2 protein-coding genes and 1 tRNA gene are annotated in these 3,390 nt (G+C 35.7%); all 3 read left to right on the top strand.

The annotated features are described in order from the left end of the window. Positions 1–332: 332 nt before the first annotated feature. The 3 genes from AB1422_18105 (at position 333) to rpsA (ending at position 3,262) form a co-directional block, all read left to right on the top strand. A tRNA-Phe gene (locus AB1422_18105) sits at positions 333–408 on the top strand. A gap of 622 nt (positions 409–1,030) precedes the next feature. Further along, the gene (gene folD / locus AB1422_18110; GenBank protein MEW6621214.1) at positions 1,031–1,927 is read left to right on the top strand and encodes a bifunctional methylenetetrahydrofolate dehydrogenase/methenyltetrahydrofolate cyclohydrolase FolD; all 897 of its coding nucleotides are present in this window, start codon (positions 1,031–1,033) and stop codon (positions 1,925–1,927) included. 21 nt (positions 1,928–1,948) lie between these two features. Further along, complete coding sequence (gene rpsA, locus AB1422_18115) at positions 1,949–3,262, top strand: 30S ribosomal protein S1 (GenBank protein MEW6621215.1); 1,314 nt, start codon at positions 1,949–1,951, stop codon at positions 3,260–3,262. Positions 3,263–3,390: the final 128 nt, after the last annotated feature.

Raw genomic sequence — 3,390 nt, forward strand, 5'->3', positions numbered from 1 at the left:
TTCAGGAAGACAACAAATAAATATTAAATATCAAATATTAAATATCAAATATAAATATCAAAATGCAAAATTACAAATCAAATTTCAAAGAGGAAGTAGCAGGGTTTCTCAAAGAGTTGGAGGAATTTAGTAATATCTTTGCTTCAAGTATTTTAACGCTGAAAGGAAAGAGATAATTTTACATTTTGATATGTAATTTTTATATTTGCTTTTTGCATTTTGCTCTTTGGAGGAAATCCCTTTTGGACACCAAATCTGCATAGATTTCACTATTAGAGTTATTGTCAGACACTACCGAAATTTTTTACTTAACCTTAACCTTTAATTCAATAGGCGGGATAGCTCAGACGGTAGAGCGACGGACTGAAAATCCGTGCGTCCCCAGTTCGATTCTGGGTCCCGCCACCATTTGAAAAAAATCGGCACTCTCCCCCATTTCACTGGCCCATTACCCAATGGTTGGACAGCAATTCTCATTATGACAGAAATTGTGTAAAAAAGGGGAAAGGGAGAAAATGGAGAAGGAGAAATGGAGAAAGTGATTAAAATTAGTCACGAATAGACCGAATTAATCCTAATAATCCTATGTTTCGTGCTTATTCGTGTCCTATTAGTGGTTATATTTTCTCCCTATTCTCCAATTCTCCTTGCTTACACATTTTCATAATTAGAATTGCTGATGGTTGGAAATTTTTCTTGACTTTTTTTCCCCTTAATGGTATCATTTTAAAACTATCTATAATAAAAGCCACAAATTGGTCTATAGCAGTTATTAGTCAAAATTTTACTCAGAGTGGATAAGGGAAAAATCCCAAATCCCAAGCACCAAATCTCAAATAAACACCAAATTCCACATACCAAAAAGCGAATTAGAGATTAGTGAATTAGAGATTAGATTTTACTAATTCGCTTAATTCACTAATTCACTAAATAGAATTTGGAATTTGTGATTTGGAATTTCATAGCCATATCTATGTCAAATTTCGATTAATAAGTGCTATATTTACCAAAAAAGGAGGATTATTAACCTATGTCAGCCAAAATAATAGATGGCAATGCCATTGCCGAACAAATTCGACAAGAGGTAACTCAAGAAGTAGCAGAATTAAAATTAAAGGGAATTACCCCGGGATTAGCGACTGTTCTGGTTGGAGAAGACCCGGCATCACAGGTTTATGTGCGAAATAAAGGTAAGGCGTGTGAAAAGGTAGGAATTTACTCTGAACAACATACACTCCCTGCCACGATAAAAGAAGATGAATTACTAAAATTGATTGAGACACTCAATAACAACCCTAAGATAAATGGTATCCTGGTCCAATTACCCCTTCCAAAACATATTAACGAAATTTTGGTATTGAATGCTATCTCTCCAGATAAAGATGTTGATGGTTTTCATCCAGTAAATGTGGGGAAATTCTTTACCGTGAAGGATTTTGAGGAAATGGTTAGACAAGGATTATTTCTCCCCTGTACACCACATGGGGTGATAGAATTATTAATCAGGAGTGGTGTTAATTTAAGTGGACTGGAGGCTGTAGTCGTGGGAAGAAGTAATATTGTTGGGAAGCCGGTGGCGATGTTACTCCTGGCTAATAATGCTACCGTAACTATATGTCATTCACGCACTAAAGATTTAACAGAGGTCTGCCAAAGGGCAGATGTCTTAGTCGCCGCTATTGGCAAACCTCAATTTATTAAAGCAGATATGGTCAAAGAAGGTGTCGTGCTAATTGATGTTGGCGTCAACCGTATCCCGGATTCTACTTCAGAAAAAGGATTCAGATTAGTTGGTGATGTCGATTTTGAGCAGGTAAAAGAAAAAGCCTCGATGATTACACCTGTGCCAGGCGGCGTAGGACCAATGACAATTACGATGCTTTTAGTTAATACAGTTAAATCAGCGAAAAATCAAGCTGAAATGTAACAAAGGAGTAAAAAAGGAAATATGGGAAGTAATGGTGGTATTCTTAACGGTATGATTAAGCGAGCGATGGAAGAAGTTATCCGTAAGGAATCTGTGATACCCTCAGAATTTCAAGAAAAACCTGAAATTGAATCAACACAAAAAGAAGAAATGATAGAAGAAGTTGGGGATATAGAAAGATTTTATGAAGAAAGTATTAAATCAATTAAAGATGGAATGATTCTCGATGGCTATGTTGTTCAGGTAGATAACGAAGGGGCATTAATTTCAGTTGGTGGTAAAACAGAGGGGTTTATTCCAAAAGAAGAATTATCAACAAGGCGTTTTTCTCATCCATCAGAAGTAATCTCAGTTGGAGACCAGGTTAAAGTTTATGTTCTTACCACAGATGATGGACAGGGAAACTTAATTCTATCTAAAAAATGGGTTGATATAGAACAAGCCTGGAGTAATGTAACTACCGCTTTTAAAGAGAATAAAATAATAAATGGTAAAGTAGTAAAACGAGTAAAAGGAGGATTGATTGTTGATATTGGCATTAGAGGTTTTATCCCAATGTCAGAACTTGATGTTATCCCTAAAAGGGGCATAGATGGATATTTGAATAAAACTTTAAGGTTAAAGGTAATAGACTGTAATCAAGAAGAGAGAAAACTTATCTTCTCTCATAAAGCGGCAGTAGAAGAGGAACTTCAAAGGGAAAAGCAAGCAGTCCTTGACTCTTTACATCCAGGGAAAATATGCCAGGGGAAGGTAGTTAAACTTACAGGATTTGGTGCGTTTGTCAATATAGGAGGAGCGGATGGCTTAATTCATCTCTCAGAATTATCTTATCGAAGAATAAAACACCCACGAGAAATAGTGAAGGTAGGAGATAAAATTGAGGTTATGGTCTTAGATGTGGATAAGGAGAAAGGAAAGGTTTCATTAAGCCTGAAACAAACTCAGGTTGATCCGTGGAAAGAAATCTCTAAAAAGTTTGAGATTGGCTCAATTGTCACCGGAACGGTCTCGAAGATAACTAAATCCTATATCTTTGTCCATTTTGGTGATGGGATAGAAGGATTAGTTCCATTTTCAGAATTATCGGTCAAAAAAATTTCCTCCCCTTCAGAAGCAGTTAAAGAAGGAGAGCAGGTTAAAGTAAAGGTGTTAGATGTTAAGCCATTAGAACGAAGGATAAGTTTGAGTTTAAAACGGGTTTATCAGGAAGAAGAAAAACAAAAAATCCAGGACTACCTGAAAAATCAAAAAGAGGGACTTGGCGTTACTCTTGGAGATGTTTTTAAAGAGAAATTTGGTGATAAGTTGCAATTAATTGGTACCTCTGAATAAAATTTGTAACCGTTCAGGCTATATATCAAAAGTGTAAGAAAGGGGATAAGGAGATAAGAGTGATATGGAGATAAGATAATAGAAATAGATTGAAATTTATAGAAATAGGTAGAAATTGATTGTGGAAA

This window comes from bacterium (assembly GCA_040757115.1).
In the GTDB taxonomy this organism is placed as follows: domain Bacteria; phylum UBA9089; class CG2-30-40-21; order CG2-30-40-21; family SBAY01; genus JBFLXS01.